Source organism: Chryseosolibacter histidinae (genome assembly GCF_018598225.1).
Lineage (GTDB): Bacteria > Bacteroidota > Bacteroidia > Cytophagales > Cyclobacteriaceae > Chryseosolibacter > Chryseosolibacter histidini.
The window spans coordinates 437960-455858 of record NZ_JAHESF010000001.1 but is presented as its reverse complement, the minus strand read 5'-3'; the positions used below and the strand labels follow the sequence as shown (position 1 = coordinate 455858).

Here is a 17899-nt window from a genome sequence, read left to right as displayed (position 1 = left end):
ATATCAGGTAATTACGTCAAAATTTTCACTGAGGCGATTCATCCACATTGCAAGGAATATGCGTGGCATGATTTCATTGCGGCAAATCGCAACAGGTTGTTATGGCCAAATATATTTTAAACAGGACCCGTACAGTTATACCAGCGTTACAGGAATTTCTCCGCATGTAACATAAGGTTATTAAATTGGTACTCAGATTATTAACTTCCTAAAGACGGTACGGTTGATATTCAGAAGGCAAATAATTACGAACGAAATACAATTGGCAGCACCACATTTATGGTGTTGGTCACCATTCTGATTGCTGCATATTCTGCTGATCCGGTTGGCGGCGGGATAAAACCGGATGAATCATTTAAAGTTAGCGCTCAACGACATCGTCTGGAAAGTACCGAGAGAATTGGTTATCTTATAGTCAAATGTACCATTTTAACGTAACGATCGTGAAACGCAAGGGCCCTATTGTAATCCTTCTTCTTTTTGCATTTTTCAATGGCTATCCACAGCCAGGAAAGCTATTCACTGTTGACTCCGAACTTTCCAGCAGCCTGGTTAACGATATTTATCAGGATCATAACCAGATCATCTGGATGGCGACAGACAATGGGTTAAATCGTTATGATGGATCAAAATTCACCGTTTACAAAAACGATAAGAATGACAGTACTTCATTGTTGCATAATTACGTCAGGTTAGTGTCGGAAGACCGAAAAGGCAGACTGTTTGTGGGCCTGGTAAATGGTCTGCAACTCTATGACCATGCATTCGACAGGTTTCAGAACATTCCGTTGGTGCTGTTAGATGGTAATCCGTTTCCAGCGCACATCACATCAATTCTGGAGCGGAAAAATGGCAACATTCTTATTGGGACAACAGGTCATGGGATCTTTGTACTCAAGGCGCATGGAGGAAAACTTATCGCGCAACAGCTTGCTGGCCCGATGCCGAGTTATCTGATCAAGACACTCTATGAGGATTCGCGTCAAAATTTATGGATCTGTACCCAAGACAAAGGCCTCTTCCGGGTTGACCGGCATAACCAGCTCACACAACCTGGCATTGCCGGAGACAATGGAAATATTTTTACTTTATGCGAAGACGCGCAAGGAACCCTTTATGCGGGAAGTGTCACCACCGGGCTCTATACATACAACGAAAACTCAAATACTTTTTCCGCTACGCTGCCAGCCGCAACGCGCTTGCCCATCACAAAGTTATCGCTGACACGTGCAGGCAGGGTCCTGATCGGCACGGAAGGGCGAGGCCTCAAAGTGTTTGACCCTGAAAAACAGGAGCTCTCGAACGGTGATTTCACCATCAGCACCATTGACCTTTCGCGAAATAAAATTCACGCGTTATGCGAAGACGATGCCGGTAATCTGTGGATTGGAATATTTCAAAAAGGTGTCGTTTTATTACCTGCCAGAACAAAACGTTTTCAATATTATGGCCATCGCTCCGTACAGAATGATGTTATCGGCTCTTCCAACGTAACAGCGCTATACAGAGACCGGCTTGGTATGCTTTGGATAGGTACGGATGGTGATGGTGTTTATGGCCTGGACAGTGCCGGGATTCGGAAAGTACACTTTAAACCTTCCGGTGATGTCGGGAGTGTACCTGCCACGATCCTGGATATTTACGAAGATTCTGACCAGAACCTTTGGCTGGGATCGTACGACAATGGGATCTGTATCCTAAACCGTGTAACAGGACGGTGCCGGTACATTAACCAGTTGCTCATACCGCAAGGAGCGCAGTTGCCAAAAGTATTTGAGATCGCCGAAGACGATGAAAAGCATCTTTGGATTGCAACGATGGGGCTGGGGCTTTATTCGCTCGATCTAAAAACATCAGAAGTCAGACAATACAGAGCGATAGGCCCCGGTTACCGGCCGGATCTGGATGTGTTACACAACGACTGGATCAATTCGGTCCTCGTGAGCAGCAAAGATAAGAAAGTATACATCGGAACTGCCGACGGGCTTGGATGTCTTGACTTGAAAACTGGCAAGTTTACGTCTGCCTTCAATGGTTCAAGCCGGATACTTCCCGGCATCATTGTACATTCATTATATGAGGACCCGGAGGGAATGCTTTGGATGGGCACCTCGGAAGGTTTGATCTCCTATGACAAGACGGATGGCAGCTTGATGAAGCTGACGATGGAAGACGGCTTACCCAGTAACGTAGTGGCTGCTGTACTGAACGATACATCGGATCACCTTTGGATCAGCACCAATTACGGCCTCTCACGGATCCATAAAAAAACACACAGCATCGTCAATTACTATCAGGACGACGGGTTGCAGGGAAATGAATTTTCAGACGCCGCCTATGCCGACACCCATGAACTGCTGTTTGGGGGCATCAACGGGGTCACGATCTTCAATCCCAGTCAAATAACCGACGAAGAAAAAAAACTGGAAGTGCGCGTTACCGGCTTCTACATCCACAACCAGGCGGTGAAAAAGGGAATGAAGTCAGGCTCCCGTGACATTGTAGACTCTGCAGTGATGGATGCCAAAGTGTTCGAGCTCTCGCAGAAAGACAATTCTTTTACCATCGAGTTTTCAGTAATGGAGTTCAGCAACCCGGACCGTATCACCTACATGTATTCATTACAGGGAGGCAATGAATGGATCGAGCTTCCACCCGGAAAAAACACTGTATCCTTCAGCGATATGTCGCCCGGCAACTATGAGTTCCGTGTGCGGGCGAAAGACTACGGCACATATTCGGAAGCGAAGGTCATTTCAATCATCGTCCATCCTTTCTGGTACTTTTCATTTTGGGCCAAATTGGTCTATGGAATTCTCGCGCTGACCATTGCCTATGTTATTGCGCAGCAGATCAGGCAGCGCAAAGAGACGAAGCGTAAGATGCAGGAGCATATTCATGCCAAACAGCTCAATGAAGCAAAGCTCCAGTTTTTTATTAATATCGCCCATGAGCTTCGCACGCCCATGACACTGATCCTGAGTCCGCTGAAAAAGCTCATGACCAAAGACAAAGACCGCGACCGGCAACGCTCGTACACGGCGATGCAAAGAAATTCAGACCGCATTCTGCATCTTGTAAATCAGCTGATGGATGTTCAGCGTATTGATCGTGGTCAGATGGTGTTAACCTTTCAGGAGACAGAACTGGTTGAATTCATTTCAGATCTGTGTTATGCGTTCGACGAGCAGACACGTATGAAGGAAATTGAGCTGACCTATACACACGACACAACATGTCTTTACGCGTGGGTAGATCCTTTCAACTTCGACAAAGTGATCCTGAACATTTTGGCCAATGCGCTCAAGTTTACGCCCATTGGAGGGAAGATCCACGTCGCCCTGAGCACTTGCGCAGAAGAAAATGCTGCTACCGGGCATCAGGAATATTTCCAGGTTGACATCTCCGACACAGGCAGCGGGATCAGGGAAGGAGAATTGGAGAAGGTATTCGAATGTTTTTACCAGGCGCGTAACAGTCATCACAGCTTTAGCTCAGGCGCCGGGATCGGCCTTCACCTGACGCGTTCCATTGTAGAGCTGCATCATGGCAGGATCTGGGCAGAGAACAATCAAAACGGGCAAGGCTGTCGTTTTGTTTTACGTGTGCCGTTGGGCCATGCGCATTTGAATGCCGATGAGATCAAGCTTCAGGAGGCAGGACGAAAACCAACGCATGCGTTCGAGACGCCGGCAATTTCAGTAGTTGACACGCCGGCGGTAAAAGTGAAGTCGAAAAGTCCTTACCGGGTTCTGGTAGTTGACGATGACGCAGATATCCGTCAATATATACAAACAGAAATGGCCGGCGATTACCACATGGCGACGTGTAAAGACGGGAAAGAAGCGTTGGCTTATGTATTGCAACATGCGCCGGATGTCGTCATCTCCGACATCAAGATGCCTGAAATGGATGGCATTACGCTCTGTCAGAAGATCAAACAAAACGTGAACATCAATCATATTCCTGTTATTCTCCTCACCGCCAAAATGGAAGAAGAATACAATATCGAGGGCCTGGGAATCGGAGCGGATGGATACATCCTGAAACCTTTCAATGTGGAGGTGCTTCGTAAGACTGTTCAGAATGTCATACGCACCCGCGAAATTCTTCGCAACAAATTCACAGGAAGTCAACACCAGAAAGATAAGGTTCAGGATGTAGTGCTGGCTTCTTCGAATGAGAAATTACTGACGCGGATCATGGACGCAATCAATAAGAATATATCGAACCCGGAATTGAATGTAGAGATGTTATCGCGCGAAGTAGGCATTAGCCGGGTACATTTGCACCGTAAGCTCAAAGAATTAACAAGCCAGTCTACCCGCGACCTGATCCGGAACCTTCGTCTTCAGCAAGCGGCTAAATTGCTTTCAGAAAAACACATGAACATCTCCGAGGTGGCTTTTTCAACTGGCTTTATCAACATCGGGCATTTCTCGAATTCGTTCAAGGACTTCTATGGTGTGCCTCCCTCCCAGTACATGGAAAATCACCTCAATGCGGCCAAAGAAAAAAAGCTTACGGACCGAGGCGTTCCAACAAAAAAGTAAGGGCCTCACTTTTGTGACGCCCTACTCCTAACCCAATAAAAATAATTATTATTTCAATGCATCACTGAATGCACCGTACGCGCGTTTGCGAACATATCCCTCTGTCCACAATCCAATGGGCTCGCCCGCTCTCCAGGATGAACCGGCCGGACTGTCTCTCGGGCTCCAGACGGTAATTCCGTACTGTTGTTTCGCTGGAATGATCTCAAAGTATTTCTCCACCACGAATTTATACATCTCAGCCTGGGCCTGATAATGTGCGTCTGTTGCCTTGTCAGTTTGAATGCCAACGCCAATATCCAGTTCAGAGATCTTGATCAGCTTGCCTGTCTCAGCCAGCAGTTGGAACATTGCCACGATCTTTTCTTTGTCTGCATTTGTACTGATGTGCATTTGTGTTCCGATGCCATCAACTCGCCCGCCCTGACTTTCGATGTACTTCGCGTACTGGATCAATCCTTTGCATTTATCCAGGCTATACTCGAGATTATAGTCATTGATAAACAGTTTATCCGTGCTATTGCCATATTGAGCAGCCAGTTTGAATGCCTCTACAGCATAATCTTTGCCCAGATAGTCCTGCCAGTAAAACTCGTCTTCTTTGAGCTCTTTCCCCACGCCGGTTTTCAATTCATACGGTTTTCCGTCATCCATCGGTTCATTCACAACGTCCCACGCTTTTACATACTCCTTTGAGACTTCCATCATACCGGCAATCCATCGATCCAGCTCATCGTGAATGATCTTCTTTTTCTCTTCCGGAGTTTTTTCAATGACTTGTGCGCCACCACCGTCCGGGTTGTACTTCGTCAGCGTTATATTATCGAAGTAATAGCTTGTAGCCGTGTTGCCAAGGTTAAAAGCAATGGCCGTTACACCCGATGTTTCTGCCGTGATCGTTATCTCCTTGACGAACGGTGCCCAGGTTGTGGTTGCGCTGATCTGACCGAAGAAATCCCAGTGTTTGTATTGATAAGGTACAACATGCGCCTGGGTAGAAAATGTTGCAGCAGCATCCGCGCGAATGTCCATGCGAAGGGTGTATTTTTCTCCTACTACCGTAGCTTGAGGAAACGTAAAAAAGAACTGACTGTTCCAATCGTTGGCCCGCACCGCCGCATTGGTCACTTTCAATGCACGACCTGCACCCGCTGCGCCCGGTGAAGAAAAACTTCTCGCCGCCTCAGCGTTTGACGTATAGTTGGATTCACTGTCCGTTTCAAAGTTGTTACCGGACATCAGATCCCACGTAGGTCCGCCACCACCGCTTTCATTAAACTTCTTCAGGGAGACGTTATCAAAATAATAACTTGTGGCGGTAGTTCCGAGATTAAAAGCGATGGCTTTTACACCAGAAGTTTCCGCCGATATCGTTATTTCCTTGACGAACGTTGTCCAGCCAGTAGTAGCATTAACCTGACCGAAGAAATCCCAGTGTTTGTATTGATAAGGGACAACGTGCGCCTGGGTGGAAAACGTTGCGGCAGCATCCGCGCGAACGTCCATGCTCAGCATATACTTCTCTCCTACTACCGTAGGCTGAGAAAATGTAATGAAGAACTGACTATTCCAATCATTTGCCCGAACCGCGGCATTGGTAACTTTCAGCGCACGACCTGTGCCATTTGCACCCGGCGAGGAGAAGCTTCGCTCAGCCTCGGCGTTGGATGTAAAATTGGATTCATCGCTGGTCTCAAAGTTTGCGCTGGTCACAACGTCCCAGGTGGGTCCACCGGTTCCGGGATTGACAGTCGGTGCAATGGTGCTGTTCAGATACTCGGCATTCTGATTGGAGTGCCAGCACAGCGTATGACCGTAAACAGCCATGTTAGCAGCTTTGGCTGTGGAGATCAGGTTGGCGACATTGGCAAGATTGAGTTTTCCGTCATCCTGAACAACGGCACCATGTTTCATTTCCCAACCGGCAACCACCTCATTGAAGTTAGATACAATCATACTGTAGTCTACTCCTTTTTTTGTGAAGTCGCTGACGGATATTCCGGCACCGAGTTTAAAATCCGGGTTGGTACTCCCGTCAACGTATGACTTCAGCGCATCGTATTCCTGGAGGTATTCCAATTGCGCCAGGTTAGCGGGCTTGTTTACCTCAAAGAGCAATTTACTATCATCTGCGCAGGAAGCTAACATTGAAAGGGCAACAGCACTTATCCAAAGTTTTTTAGAGCGTATCATATCCATCTCTGTTTATCAGTATATTATTCTTTATAGAAAGGCGTTAACACTTCCACCTTCACGCCGCGATCACGAACCACCAACGTATCGCTCGTGACATAACTTACCTGGTCAAGTCTGTCCGGAAGCCCCGCTTTAGGGTACTTTGTTTCAACCTGGTAGCTCACGTTGTACTCGAGATATAATGCATCCCTGTCCTTGTTGCCCCAGCTCTTCTTCTCTCCTTTTTTTACAAAAGCCCCGTTTCCGGTCGCGGCGATATTATTCACACGTACGGAGTCATTCACTGCGTATGTTGTAACCATGGGCGCAACGGTGCACTTTTCATTTTCATTGAAACTGAGTTTCAGCGACAAGTTGAGATTCAACCCGGAATACGTTTTGTAACTCTGCGGATACGCAAGGTCCTGCAGCGAGAGTGTGCTCAGCGCACGGACTTCATCCGCTTCAACCGTAGGCTGATGGCGGATTACCGTGGACTTTGTGCCATTAACGGTGATCTGATCTTTACCGCGCCTCAGATAGTTCGAGTGCCACGGGTTAATGAATTTAACGAAATACAGAACGTAGTCTTTGGGTTGAATATCCCAGTGTGCGGCATTCAGCCTGTCGGGGACTGCTACTTTGGCCACTCCTGAGAGGATGGCATCGGCATTAGTAACATTCACCATCTTCAGGGGAATGGCGTACGTATTTCGCATGGCATCCGGGTCGGCAAAAAATGCATCCGTCAACTGTACTCCTACTGCACCTTGCAATTGATGATCCAGCGAGATCTGGTTGCCCGCCAGCGTATAATAACTTGCCGGCATGGGGCGAACGGGAGCGGTGTGGGCGCCGTCGAAAAACAAGTTAGCAGACAGTGAGTTGTCCACAGCGATCTCGATGTCGATCTTCTTCTTGTTCTCGTACACGCCCCCTATGGTCGCATAGATCTCGCACTTATGCTCGTTGTCAAGCGATGTATTATAGATATCTTCTCCCAGCACGATCGTTCTTACTGGGTATTGATATGCGAAATACACTGTGCTCTTGTCATAGTCCGGGAATTGGATCTCCTGATTTTCGCACGACATCGTCAATACGGAAAGAACACCGGCACACAATATCGATTGTAAATTATACCATTTCATATTTTGTGATTTTGTCATCTTTACTAATCAACTATTTACCAGCCTGCGTTTTGTTGTAACAAGCTCCATTTATTGATCTCACCATACGGAATCGGCCCGTGATACATATGCGGCTGGTAATTTCTCGTTTCAACATTGACGGGTGCATAGTTGAGCGTATTGCCTGATTTCGAGATCTCAACGCCACGGGCTGTTTCATTCAACTGGCTGATCCCCACTTGCCAACGGCGGATATCCCTGAAGCGGTGGTTCTCAAAACAAAGCTCCAAACGACGTTCATTCCGGATCAGTTGTCTCATTTGTTCCTGATCGTTCTTCACCGATTCGAGATAGGCGTCGCCACCGGTAATACCGGCTCTTTGACGGATGGCCCGGATCACATCATAAGCAGCGTAGCTATTCGGGCCGGTACCTGTCGGCCCCCATGCCTCGTTCGCTGCCTCCGCATACGCAAGAAAGATCTCAGTATAACGGATGCGCGCGGTGTAGTGCTTCTGCGTAGTGTTAAACGCCGGATTCGGGTTAACATCAGACCGCAACAGCTTTCTCAAATAATAGCCGGTACGGGTCGAGAACCCTTTCTCGCGGTTGATGGCATCGTTGTTCGTACCATAAGTACCGGTAACGATCACATCTGTTCCCGGGCCTTGCTGGCTTTCGTTGACAACAATGTATTTTGCAAGACGCGGATCGCGATTATTATATGGACTATTAAGGTTATAGCCACTGGATGCATGCGTGATCGGATAACCATTGGCCATGGGAAATGCATCGACCAGATTCTGACTTGGGTTGACCCTGCCATTTCCGAATAATGACGGGGGATAGTTGTCCCGTTCTAAATCAAGGCTTTGTGCAACATCGCTCCGCCAGAGGATCTCCGAAGGTGTTTGGCCCGACGCCAATTGCTCTATGCCTGAATCTTTGGTATACCAGGTGCCACCATTCGATGCAAGGCCGCTGACCCCGCCAATACGATTGAGAACCTGAGCAGCATAGTTCGCTGCAGCTGCCCAGGTAATGTTGGTACCCGCACGGTACGCAGGACTCGCCGCCAGCAGCGCTGCCTGCGCGCGGATGGCTTCCACGATCCTTCCGGATATTCGACCGCGCATATGCTCGCCGTTGACGCGTTCGTACTGTGTAGCCGTGATCCCTTCTATACTTTTATACCTTTCCGGAATGTCGGACTGACTGAATTTCTTGTAGTCCAGTGGCAGAAGCTCCAGCGCCTGTTCAGCATCCGATAAGATCTGATCTATACACTCCTGGAAGGTGTTTCTGGGTTTGTTGAAATTTGAGGTCGGAGTTTCGGGTTCGTTGACAATGGGCACGCCGAGCAATTGTCCGTCCTGCGTCCAGCCACCGTGGGCTACCAGCAGGTGATACATCTGCAGCGCACGCAATCCGTAAGCTTCGCCCTTCAGCCGATCATTGAACAACATCCTGATTGTTTTGTCATTCGACCAGGCTACCTGGTCTGCGTTCGCCAGGAACAGGTTCAGGTACTGGATCGCGTTCTTCCGCCCTTGCCATTGAGATGTAGGGTCGTCGTTGGCCGACCATGAACCGGAGGCCATTCGCAGAAAGGCGTTATCGATGTTGTTTGAAACAGCGTCATCCGTTGCCACATCAGTAGTGGGCGATGCGGAGTAAGGAAGAAGAATATAAGCATTCGCCAGGATACCCTGGGCATAGCCTGGTTCCTTATACATGGCGTCGAGTCCGCGTATATTTTCCGTAGCCGGAGACAAGACATCGTCACAAGCTGTAACAAGAAGGACGAGGGCCGTAAGTTTTATGAGATTTTTCATCGTGTCATTCCTATTTAGTGAAGGATTTAAAATGCTGCCCGCACACCCACATTGTAGAATCGTGTTTGAGGAGCGCTTGTGATATTCATCTCGAGGATCTCACGTTCTTTGGAAAGGGTCAACAGGTTTGCACCGCTGATGTAAACCGAAATGTCTCTTGCAAAAGAATTCTTCAGGATCCTGCCCGGCACAGCATACGTAAGCTGGATCCTGGCGAGATTGAACCGGTTGGTTTTGTACAGCCAGAAATCAGAGCTGCGAAAATTGTTTATACCATTCTCCGAAGTCAATCGCGGATACGTGGCCGTTTCTTTTGTGTCTTCCGTCCATCGGCCGCGAACTACTTCTGAATATTTTCTATTGCCATAAACCCAGAAGTACGAATTATTTTTCAAGGCATATGCACCAAAGTTGCCGGTGCCAAGCGCAAACAGTGTAAAACCTTTCCATTGGGCCGTGACGTTCACACCGCCGGTAAACGGCGCACCATTCCAGCCCGCACGTCCAAGAAAAATTTCATCCCGCTCATCTATTTTATTATCGTTATTCTGGTCTACATACTTGATGTCTCCTGGGCGTATGGTGCCTCCGAATTTCTGTTGAGGGCTGTTGTCTATTTCCGCCTGATCCTGGAATAACCCCGCGCTCTGTAACCCCCAGATACCATCTAGAGGTTTGCCTGTGCGGTTTCGATAAGCGTCTTCAAAATTCTCATCGATCCGGGTTGCTTCACTTTTGTAGTACATGCCAACCAATCCCCATGAAAAACCGACCTCTCCTATTTGTTTGTTAACGTTTACAGCGAAGTCGATACCTTTGCGCTGGTGATTATTGTAATTGACAAAAGGCATGAATGAAGAATTAGGAAAGCCTGTTCCAAAATAGCTTGGATACAGCGTTGAAGGTTGAATGATCAGGCCCTCCATGGTGTTGATAAAGAACGAAGCATTGGCCGTGATCAGGTCATTCCACAATGATGTTCTGATGTTAGCAGCGATCTCTTTCCGGTTGACAAAATCCAAATTCTCATTGCTTCCCCTCAGGGAGTTGGTCGAGCGCTCTGCCGCTCCGTCATACCATCCCCACCATGCACCGTTTGCCTGCGTGAAATTCTCTTCCGAAAGATTATACTCATCGATATCCAGATCCGTTTTGAGTATGCTTCCGGAAACGTCTATGGTCAACCCATTAACGGCTGAGGAATTGGCGAGGAAACTTTCTTTGCTCAAATTCCATCCCAACGTTGCGGAAGAAGATAGTCCGTTACGGTGGCCGGCGGCAAGTTTCGCAGACCGAACCAATGCCGTTGCCGCGCTCACATAATACTTTTCGTGGTAATTGTAGTTGACTTCCAGGCCCAGATTGGCATTGCCGATGCGATGGTATACCTGCGAGCGGGTCTGTTGAAAGCCCGTTGCCAGAAGCCTGACCGCCATGTTATGCCCGCCCTGGAGAGGCGATACATAATTGAAATAGCTTGTGAAAGCAATGGTTTGCCGGTTGCTGCTCCCTGTGATATTCTGAACACCCGACTTCTTGTCGTTATTATATTTGGTAAGACCGGCAATAACATCAGGGCCATTATAATTATACCACGCAGGTTCATATACTGCATAAGAATTGTTATATGAAGAAGTGTATGATGTTGCGTAGTCAACCGCATATTGGGTATGAAACGTAAGGCCTTTGGTGACGCTTGACAGATCGAAATTCAATCCTGCGTCAAACTGAAATTGACGGCTTGTCCACTTGCTGCTGCCTGCGGCATAATAGTCGGCAAAAACATTTTGAAGATCGGTTTGGGAACCGCCCAGGAAGTATTTCCCGTCGATAATATTACTACCACCCTTTACTATCTCCAGGGCACTCAAGGCATTCGGATCAATGTATTCCAATGGAATCAGCGGTGCCACACGGTTGGGACGCATGGTGGCTGCATACGTCCAATAGTTATCCGTGTTATTCGGATCGCTGTCCGCGGTATTTCCACTGCGTGCGTTGTAGAATGTGGCGTTTGCATTTACAAATGCGGTGATCTTCTGCGTTATATTCAGATCAATATTTCCCCGAACGTTGAAACGATCTGTGTAATTGTTTTTAACCTCGCCAAAATTAAAAACATCGCCCTGACGCTGATAACCGATGTTGGTATAGAAACGGGACCGCTCGTTGCCACCTGTTAATTCGGCGGTCACATCGGTACGGTTATAGGCTTTTTTCAGGTATTCAGAGGCGTAAAAATCAACATCGGGATAACGATACGGATTTGATCCGGAAGCGTAGTGATAAATATCATCATCATTGTATTGAACAGCCTGACCGTCATTGATGCGCGCCTCGTTGTAGAGGGTCATGTACTCGGCAGATCCAAGATATTTCGGATAGCGCTTCGATACGTGAAAACCGGTATTGGCACGCACATTAACGCCTAACGGCTCGGCTTTACCTCTTTTTGTCGTGATGTAAACCACACCTTTCGCGGCGCGGCTGCCATAGAGCAATACAGAAGCTGCACTTTTCAAAAAAGTGATCTGTTCAATTTCAGTGGGCATTACATTGTTTGCGTCGCGGGGAACGCCGTCTACCAACACAAGGTATTCGTCCATACCCCACATCGAATTGCCGGTCCATCCACCGATCAGACCTTCCATGTTGTCAAGGCTATAGGTCGTATAGTTCTTCTCCAGAAGGCTTGTCATGTTCACTACGGATACACCGTCCGGGAGATCGTTCTGAGCGACTTTACGAAAAGTATTCTGTGTGAACGTTTCCGTTTGATCGCCAACCATCGTCGAGTCGGCCTTATCTCCATTGATGTTCTGCGCAACGATGATGGAAGGGCTACACAACGCAGCGCATAAAATGAAACTTATTCGTATATAATATTTCATGTGGTATATTTTTTTGTCCAAAGCATATGAAAAGTCATCCGTGTCCACTCATGTTAGCGTGCAACGTATGGTATTCTCATATTCATTTTCTGAGTCAAAATTTTAATGTCGTCAGCGGATTACCATCCCGGATTCTGTGCAAACTCAGGATACATCGATACATCTGAAACTTTCAGCGGGAACCAGTAGTGACGCGTGCCGAACTGCCGGGTCAAAATTGTCACTTCCCGGAAATTGGCCACCCGTGCTTCCCTGGGGTCGTGTGTCTTGAAAAAATCAACGTTCTCGAGCCGGTCAAATTCCTGGGCGGTCTTAACATTGTAAGGAGGCTCCGTCAGCAACAACCAACGCTGCAGATCATTGAAGCGAAATCCTTCGAACGACAATTCCACGGCACGTTCTCTTCGCACCTCATCGATAAACTTCGTGCGGCTTCCTGTATAAGATGCGTGCACATGTCCGGCCCCAACACGGTCGCGGATGGTATTGATAGCATCTTCGGCAGTCTTCGTAAAATTTGTTGATTTGCCCCCGGCACCACCGAAGGCCGCGCACGCTTCAGCGTACATCAGATAAATGTCAGCCAGACGCATGTATGGAAGGTAAACATGAAGATTGCCACTCCAGTTATAAGCGCCATCGTATTTATTGGCTGTGTGCGGAACGAGCTTTTGAATAAAATATCCTGTACGGCTACCGTTGGTCGCTCCCCTCATGGTGCCGTTGGTATGAAGGCCGGCATACCGCAGATACTCCACATCGGCTGGCATTGCTGCATTGACATATTTAAATCCGTCAAAAACGATGTCGTGATAAAACCGTGGGTCGCGGTCCTTAAAGGGATAAGCAGGATCAAATCCGGAAGCAGGGTCGTCCAATGGCAAACCATTCGCCATGCCGTAGAACTTTACATAGTTTGCCGTGGGTTGATGAATGATATTGTCATGTTCAACAATACCTTGCACTTTCGGGCCAAACGTCTTTGTTGTGTTCCAGTTACTGCCATTGAAATCTGTAGAGGAGCCACGAAAAATTGCCTCCGTAGAACCAGGCATCAGCCAGTTTTGACCTGTCGTATAGAATATATCGCTGAAACGCGATGTCGCACCGTCTGCCTTTTCGTGATTATAAATATTTTTGTAGTTGAATTGCGCGAGCGAATACTGGGTTTGACCACTTTCAACGAGAGTCAGCAATTCTCCGAAAGCTTCCGCGGCTTTTTTGCTATAGGCGTCGTCATAATTATATGTATTCCCACCACCAACAGAAGCACCGTTCTTCATGAGCGGACTTGCTGCCCATAGATAGTTTTTGCCCAGATACCCGAGCGCCATTATTTTGTTGATCCGCAGCTGATTTTTTCCTGCTGTATTACTGCCGACGGAAGTTTTATCCCAATCGATTGGCAATAATGCAGCCGCCTTTGCGAGATCCTCCCCGGCTTTATCGGCACATTCCTGGTAGCTGAGCCGTGGCAGCATAGGGCTCTGGTCTGCCGGCAAAACCTGGTCTATGTACGGAAGCCCTCCAAAGTACTCCATCATTTCAAAGTGCCACCACGCTCTGTAAAAATATAACTGTCCCGCGATGAGGTTCTTCTCTTCCTGGGTGGCTGACACAAGCTTCTCGAGATTAGCAAGACCGATATTTACCTTGCGGATGCTATACCATGCATGGGGCCATAACGCGTGATCAAATTTATTGGTCGAAGTAGGATTGGTCGAGGGCTTGTCCAACCATGCGCCGGGCTGGCTAAGCCGGCCCGCCTGCCACGCCCAGAAATTGCCAAGATCGACCTGGTTGGTCATGTGCCAGTTTCCTTCCAGGTTGAAAACCTCATCGTCGCCCCAGTTCCATGAGGTTGTCCAATAATGTTTCTCCTTGTCGGGAATGCAATTATATATTTCCTCTATATAGCCCTGGAAGTTATTGAAGTTTTTGAACGCCTCGCCTTCGGCTACAATAGCATCAGCCTCTTTATCTAAAAAGTCTTGACATGAACAAATCACAGCTGCCGTCGCCAATAGCAAGCTGCTTCTTAACAGTATTTTATAAATCCTTTTCATTGCTGTCAGTTAAAGTGTAAGTCTGAGACCCAGGTTGTAGCGCTTTACGGTAGGATACGCGCCTTGCGAGCCAGCGCCTGCGAAATTGGATTCGCGATCGTCAGGCATGCGCGACCATACCCACAGGTTGTTACCATTGAGAAATATTCGTAAAGAAGTGAGACCGATCTTCTGAATCTGTTTTTCATTCAGGGTATAGGCAACTTCGGCGTTCTTGAGCCGGACATAAGAACCGTCGTACAAGAACTGGGTGCCGTTGTAATAGCTGGGGGTCGATAACCAGCGCGGCACAGGAACATCGGCATGGGGATCGTCTTTCGACCACCATGTACCATTATCGTAGACCGTATTAAGGCCACTTCCAAAACTTGTCAGCGGAACCTCACGTGTGACGTTGTTCACTCCATAGAACTGCGCGAAAATGCTGAAGCCTTTCCAATCCAGGCCTACCGTTGCACTGTATGTGTTCTGCGGAACGTCTGAGTAACCATACGGTATCCGGTCCAGGTCATCCACAACACCATCGCCATTAAAGTCAATGATGTAGTAGTTCCCGGGTAATTTTTGAGCATCGTTGGTGTTGTGCTGCGGACTTCCGTAGATCTGATCGTACGAGTTCAAGTATCCGGCATCTACCCAGGATCTATGCTGGTTGATGGCGTATCCAGCCTGTTTTCTGTAACCGGGATACAATTCGGGATCGTCTCTGTCGATGATCTTGTTCCTGGCGTGAGTCATGTTCAGATTTGCCCATAAGCGCAATCCATGAGATAACGTCTTATTGATATTGAGGACAATTTCATAACCTTGTGCCTCCACTTTTCCCAGATTGGCTGTGGGTGGCGTGCCGCCGAAGTAAGAAGGAACGGCCCGATCCGCGCCATTAACAAGAATATCAGTACGTTGGTCCCGAAAGAGATCAACACTTCCGGAAAAAAGCCCATTAAGAAATGCATAGTCCACTCCTACGTTTAGCTTCTTCACCGTTTCCCATCTCACATCGGGGTTTCCAATGGCAGCTTCACGATACCAGGGATAGGGACTCGTTCCCTGGTTCAGGTCGAGTGACGCGTTACCGCCGTAAGACCACTGTGTCATGTATAACCACCGATCGCGTACGTTATCATCTCCAATCGCACCAAACGATGATCTGACCTTCAGAAGATCCACGAACCGTAGGTTTTCCATGAATGATTCTTCCGAGATCATCCATCCGATGGCCCCGGAATTGAAGAAGGCATATCGATAATCTTTGCTGAACTGTTCAGAACCGTTATAGGCACCGTTATATTCAGCGAAATACTTGCCATTGAAATCATACGTCGCCCGAAAAACCCAGTCTTCCCTGTAGCGCGGCATTTCACTTCCCGTTGCTCTTTGCTGACGCATAAACATCGCCATTCCGTAGATGTTATGTTTGTCAAAGCTTCTTGACCAGCTCGGCTGGATCTGGTAGTTCAGGTTGCGTTGTGTATCGTTGTTGCGCACTTCGCCCCCGGATGTTGTCCACAGCACACCCTGCATAAAATCGAAATGGTTATTCTGATCGTAATCATACTTATAGGTGGCGGCACCCGTCAGCGGGTTGATCCATTTCTGCTGTGCATTATTGAAAAGGTCATTGACGCCGCGGTTCCATTCTATAAAGGCGTTGTCCCAGGAGATCGATCCCCTGAGCTTCAGCCCCTTGGTTATGAAATCCAGATCCTGCAGGAGGATAAAATCCGTATTGATGCGCGTATTGGTGGTGGTCATCGCACCGCCCAGCGCCAGGTTCGCGGCAGAATTGCTTACGTTGGATATATCGGGATAAAAACCCCATGAACCATCGGAATACTTTGGCAAGAATACATCGGGTGCGATATTATAAGCTCCTGCCCATTGCTGCGCCACGGCCCAGTCGGATGAGTTAGATTGATTCCAGGGACTTTTTCGAACACCGTTCGAACCCGCCAGGTTTATCTTGAATACACTTGTCTTCGTTAATTGAAAATCAAGGTTCGTGCGAACGTTCAAACGATTATAGCCATACCCTGCATCATAATTACGGCCGTTGTCCCACATTCTGAAAAGGTCGCCCTCGTGCTGAAAGTCTGCGGAAGTAAAGTATTTCACAAAAGCGGTACCGCCTGATACATTAAGGTTGGCGTTGTAAGCCATGGCGTAGTCTCTGAAGAGCTCTTTTTGCCAGTCGACATTTGGATAACGCTCTGCTTCCTCCAGGTTGGCTGGATGACGATACTTCTCAATAAAAGACTGGGGCCTGATGTATGACCATGAATTGGGCGACACCCCGAGCTCATGCTCGATCGCAACGTTGCGTGCCATCAGTGCGTCGTACGAATCATACTTGTTCGGAAGTTTTGAGGGTACCTTCATCGTTGCGCTACCGGTCACTTCGATCCGGGCGGCTCCTTCCTTTCCGCGTTTGGTCGTGATCAGGATCACACCGTTCGCGCCTTTTACACCGAAAACTGCTGTGGCGGAGGCATCCTTCAATACGGAGATGGATTCCACGGCATTGACGTCCAGCCCCTGCATGGGACGCTCAACGCCATCCACCAGGATCAACGGTTGCCTATTGTTCCATGAGCTCGCAGCACGGATCAGGATCATGGGATCTTCTTCTCCGGGCATCCCGCTGCTTGACATAGTGACAACGCCAGGCAGGTTTCCTGTAAGCGCTGCGCCCACATTCGAAACGCCCCCCGCCCGCTGCAGTACAGCACCGGTGGTTTGCGTAATCGACCCTACTATACTTTCCTTTTTCTGTTCGCCATACCCTACTACCACGATCTCTTCCAATGTGCTGATATCAGCGAGCATCCTGATATTGAGGATCGCCAACTGTCCGGCTTGCACTTCCTGCGGCATATAGCCTATGGAAGTGAATATCAGCACGCTTTCTGAAGACGGAACCTCTAATGAAAATGCACCTTCGGCATCTGTAACTGTACCGATATTGGTGCCCTTGATGATAATGCTCACACCCGGTATTCCTTCATTGCTTTCGCCGTCAACCACGGTGCCTGTCACCAGCCTGTTTTGCAAAATTGATCCCACAAGCAACGTATTTTTGCTTGCGATCTCGCTGGCGTTACATTCAGGAGTTGCGGCATAACTGCCTGTAGTAAAACAACATAGGAAGCAAAAGCCCAGGGCCAGACACTTTATAATGAAAGGGAATGTTTCTGGTAAATTTTTTTTCATGCTGAATGCTTATTAAGGTTTTTAGTTTCGGTAAAATTT

Annotated in this window: 7 protein-coding genes; 1 reads left to right on the top strand and 6 read right to left on the bottom strand. The window is 48.1% G+C overall.

Annotated elements, in window-relative coordinates; all coding sequences use genetic code 11:
- The first annotated feature begins 419 nt into the window (after positions 1–419).
- Positions 420–4553 (top strand): two-component regulator propeller domain-containing protein, encoded by a 4134-nt coding sequence (locus KK083_RS01545; protein WP_254159971.1) that lies wholly within the window; start codon positions 420–422, stop codon positions 4551–4553.
- A gap of 48 nt (positions 4554–4601) precedes the next feature.
- Here the strand turns inward: KK083_RS01545 and KK083_RS01540 are convergent, their stop codons facing one another.
- The 6 genes from KK083_RS01540 to KK083_RS01515 all read right to left on the bottom strand — a co-directional run bounded on the left by KK083_RS01540 (position 4602) and on the right by KK083_RS01515 (position 17713).
- Positions 4602–6746: an endo-1,4-beta-xylanase gene (locus KK083_RS01540; protein ID WP_254159970.1), complete on the bottom strand. Its 2145-nt coding sequence runs from the start codon at positions 6744–6746 to the stop codon at positions 4602–4604.
- Between the two features lie 23 nt (positions 6747–6769).
- Complete coding sequence (locus KK083_RS01535; protein WP_254159969.1) at positions 6770–7879, bottom strand: DUF5627 domain-containing protein; 1110 nt, start codon at positions 7877–7879, stop codon at positions 6770–6772.
- Positions 7880–7914: 35 nt separating this feature from the next.
- Positions 7915–9693 carry a RagB/SusD family nutrient uptake outer membrane protein gene (locus tag KK083_RS01530; protein WP_254159967.1) on the bottom strand — a complete coding sequence of 593 codons (1779 nt, stop codon included), beginning with the start codon at positions 9691–9693 and terminating at the stop codon, positions 7915–7917.
- Between the two features lie 26 nt (positions 9694–9719).
- Entirely contained in the window at positions 9720–12584 is a 2865-nt protein-coding gene (locus tag KK083_RS01525; RefSeq protein WP_254159965.1) for a SusC/RagA family TonB-linked outer membrane protein, read from the bottom strand.
- Between the two features lie 119 nt (positions 12585–12703).
- Positions 12704–14650, bottom strand: coding sequence for a RagB/SusD family nutrient uptake outer membrane protein (locus KK083_RS01520; protein WP_254159963.1), 1947 nt, complete (start codon positions 14648–14650; stop codon positions 12704–12706).
- Positions 14651–14659: 9 nt separating this feature from the next.
- The gene (locus KK083_RS01515) at positions 14660–17713 is read right to left on the bottom strand and encodes a SusC/RagA family TonB-linked outer membrane protein (RefSeq protein ID WP_254159959.1); all 3054 of its coding nucleotides are present in this window, start codon (positions 17711–17713) and stop codon (positions 14660–14662) included.
- Positions 17714–17899 lie beyond the last annotated feature (186 nt).